This window comes from Candidatus Caldatribacterium sp., from assembly GCA_014359405.1.
GTDB classification, from domain to species: Bacteria; Atribacterota; Atribacteria; order Atribacterales; family Caldatribacteriaceae; genus Caldatribacterium; species Caldatribacterium oleiphilum.
In genome coordinates, this window is sequence record JACIZN010000160.1 from 1 (window position 1) to 3,182 (window position 3,182).

The following is a 3,182-nucleotide window of genomic DNA, read 5'->3' on the forward strand; positions in this document are numbered from 1 at the left end:
AATGGGAAGTAGACGTTGCACAGTTTGAGTCAAAGGGCAAGAATTGCCCTTTCCAGGGATGGTCCCTTCGGGGCTGGCCAGTGTACACCATCGTCGGGGGAAGGGTGGTCATGGCAGAGAGGAGAATCGTGGATGGAGAGTTTTGCTGAGAGAGTCACTGAAAAGGTGCGCCGGTTCGGACCCCTCGTGGTTGGTCTTGACCCCCACTTTGATTTCCTTCCCCCTTTTCTCTTTCGGCGATTCATGCCTCAAAGAGTGAGTCTTGAGGGACTTGCAGACGTGGTCTTGGCATTTGGAGCCGAGCTCCTTGAGGCACTCTCAGAAGAAGTGGGTTGCATTAAGGTACAGCTTGCCTTCTACGAAGCCCTTGGCGTTCCTGGAATAAGAGTGCTTTCTGAAACCATACGCCTTGCAAAGGAGCGAGGCTTTCTTGTGATTCTTGATGGAAAACGGAATGACATTGCAAGTAGCGCCGTTCTTTATGCCCAGGGGTACCTCTCGGGAATCAGAGTGGGTAATGCAATCCTTCCTCCCCCCTGGAGCATTGACGCGCTTACCGTGAATCCCTACCTCGGTGAGGATGGCCTTCGTCCCTTCTTTGAGGAAGCCCACCGGAGTGGGAAAGGGGTTTTCGTTCTTGCTCGTACCTCAAACCCATCGGCACCCTTTATCCAGGATGAGGGGCACAAGGTGCGAGTTTTCGAAAAAGTTGCCTCTCTTGTGGATACCCTGCGGGGGGAATTCCCGGAAAGTACCCCGGTGAGTTCTTTCGGAATCGTTGTGGGAGCAACATACCCAGAAGACCTGAAGTACCTTCGAGAGCGCTTCCCGAACCTTCTCTTTCTCATTCCGGGGGTGGGAGCGCAAGGGGGAAGTGTCGAGGCACTCCGGTTCGCCTTCCTCTCCGGAGGGCTGGGAGCCCTCGTTAATGTTTCCCGGGACATTCTCTTTGCGTACCGCAGAGGAGGCAGAGAGGGAGGAGAAGATTTTGCCGAGAGGGCTCGGGAACGCGCCCGCGAGTACCAGAGGATTCTGCGGAGTGTCATGCCGTGAAGCTTTCCCGAGTGCGTAGGAAAGAGAGAATTGGGGAACGGTTCGTGCTCCTTGAGCTTGAGGAGAGTGGCATCGCGGCTCAGGCTAAGCCCGGCCAGTTCGTCATGGTTCGTCCTTTCCAAGAGGTGTTCGATCCTCTCCTTGCACGCCCTTTTGCGGTTCTGCGGACTCAGGGGGATTCCTTCACGCTTCTTTTTGAGGTTACCGGAAGAGGAACGGCACTCCTGGCACGCGCCGAGCCTGGAGATGTCCTTTCTGTTCTCGGTCCCCTGGGAAGGGGTTTTTCCCTTGATGCCTCCTCGGGGGTCCTCATCGCAGGAGGGCGGGGGATTGTCCCCCTCGTTTTCCTCGCCCTGGAGTTTCTAAAACGGACAATCCCCTCCCTTTTCTTCGTGGGAGTCCGGGAAAGAAAGGAACTCGCTCTCCTGAGAGTCCTTGAGGGCATTCCGGAGGTTTTCTGGAGCTGCGAGGAAAAGGTTGCGGGTGGATTCTGCGGGACGGTTCTTGATCTTGTGAGAAGACACTTAGATGCCGTTTTCAAAAGTGACGCAAAGGTATACGCCTGTGGACCAGAGGGAATGCTCCGAAAGCTCAAAGAAATCTTCTCGGGAAGAGAAGAAAAGGTGGAAGTCTCCCTTGAGACAAGAATGGGATGTGGCTTTGGAGTGTGCCTTGGATGTGCCGTACCGAAAAAGGGCGGGGGATACTGGCACGTGTGCAGTGATGGGCCGGTTTTCAAACTTTCTGAGGTGATGCTGTGAAGCTCTCTGTGCACCTTGGAAGACTCATGTTGCAGAATCCAATCGTTCTTGCCTCTGGAACCTGCGGGTATGGAAGAGAAATGCAACCATACCTCAATCTCAACGATTTCGGGGCCATCACGGTGAAAGGCTTAAGCCTTTTGCCTTGCGAGGGTAACCCTCCACCCAGAATCTGGGAGGTCAGAGCCGGAATCCTGAACTCCATAGGCCTTGAGAACAAAGGAGTAGGAAGGTTCCTGGAAGAAGACTTACCGTTCCTTGAGAATCTCTCAACGCGTATCTTTGTCAACATCTGGGGAAGAACGGTTGATGAGTACGTCGCCGTAGCCCGGGAACTTGACAAAATAGCCCGAATCGATGCTCTGGAACTCAATCTCTCCTGTCCAAATGTGGAAAAGGGCGGAGCAAGTTTCGTCGCAGATTTGGAGGAACTCCGAAAACTCGTGCGTGGAGTACGTGCAGCAACCGGAAAGTTCCTCATCGCCAAACTTGGACCCCAGGTAAGGGACTGGGAGGCTACAGTAACGCTCCTTGAAGAAGAGGGAATTGAGGCCTTAAGTGTAACCAATTCCTTTCCCGCTCTGGCTCTCGATGTGGAGCGGATGAGTTTCATCTTTGCCCTTAAAACGGCTGGTCTTTCTGGACCGGCCATCAAACCTCTTGCCCTGAGAATGGTGTACGAGCTTGTGGGGATCACAGGACTCCCTATTATCGGTATGGGTGGAATCACCACTGCGGACGACGCTTTGGAGTTCCTCCTTGTGGGGGCACGGGCCGTAGGCATTGGAACGGCAAACCTTGTGGATCCATCCTCCGCGATGCGGATTCTTGAGGGAATGCAACAGTACCTCATGCGTAAGGGTATCACGGATATCGAAGAAATTATAGGAAGAGTGAGGTGAAGATTGTTGGAAAAAGAAGCCATTCTCGATCTTTTCCGGAAAGCCGGGGCATTTCTTGAGGGGCATTTTCTTCTGACTTCAGGACTCCACAGCCCCTACTACGTGGAAAAATTCAAGCTCCTCCAGTATCCTCAGTACGTGGAGCAACTTGCCCAAGCAATTGCTGAAAACTTCAAAGAGGAAAAGGTGGACGTTGTCGTCGGGCCGGCAGTCGGCGGTATTGTGCTTGCCTACGAGGTTGCCCGGGTCTTTGGAGTCCGTATGGCTTTCACAGAGCGCGAAGAGGGGAAAATGCGCTTTCGGAGGGACTTTGCCCTTAGCGAGAAAGACCGGGTCCTCATCGTGGAAGATGTCGTGACTACTGGAGCATCTCTCCTTGAAGTGATTGAGGCTGTGCGGGAAAAAGGAGCACCCATTGTTGGAGTCGGGGCGCTTGTGGACCGGAGTGGGGGAAAGGTTTCCCTCC

5 protein-coding genes are annotated in these 3,182 nt (G+C 53.9%); all 5 read left to right on the forward strand.

Translation table 11 applies throughout. From position 1 onward, the window contains the following. On the forward strand, positions 1-149 hold a 149-nt coding region (locus H5U36_09750), incomplete at its 5' end, for a hypothetical protein (protein ID MBC7218392.1). Further along, a complete protein-coding gene (gene pyrF, locus H5U36_09755; protein ID MBC7218393.1) occupies positions 133-1,053 on the forward strand; it encodes an orotidine-5'-phosphate decarboxylase in 921 nt (306 codons plus the stop codon). The genes H5U36_09750 and pyrF, both read left to right, overlap by 17 nt. After that, complete coding sequence (locus H5U36_09760) at positions 1,050-1,814, forward strand: dihydroorotate dehydrogenase electron transfer subunit (GenBank protein ID MBC7218394.1); 765 nt, start codon at positions 1,050-1,052, stop codon at positions 1,812-1,814. The genes pyrF and H5U36_09760 overlap by 4 nt, the downstream gene beginning before the upstream one ends. Further along, positions 1,811-2,716, forward strand: coding sequence for a dihydroorotate dehydrogenase (locus H5U36_09765; protein MBC7218395.1), 906 nt, complete (start codon positions 1,811-1,813; stop codon positions 2,714-2,716). Before H5U36_09760 ends, H5U36_09765 begins: the two co-directional genes overlap by 4 nt. 3 nt (positions 2,717-2,719) lie before the next feature. Further along, positions 2,720-3,182: orotate phosphoribosyltransferase (locus H5U36_09770; protein ID MBC7218396.1), on the forward strand; the 463-nt coding region annotated here is incomplete at its 3' end.

Bases quoted from the DNA above. Each gene is read 5' to 3' on its own strand.
- pyrF (MBC7218393.1), top strand. From the start codon at position 133: ATGGAGAGTTTTGCTGAGAGAGTCACTGAAAAGGTGCGCCGGTTCGGA.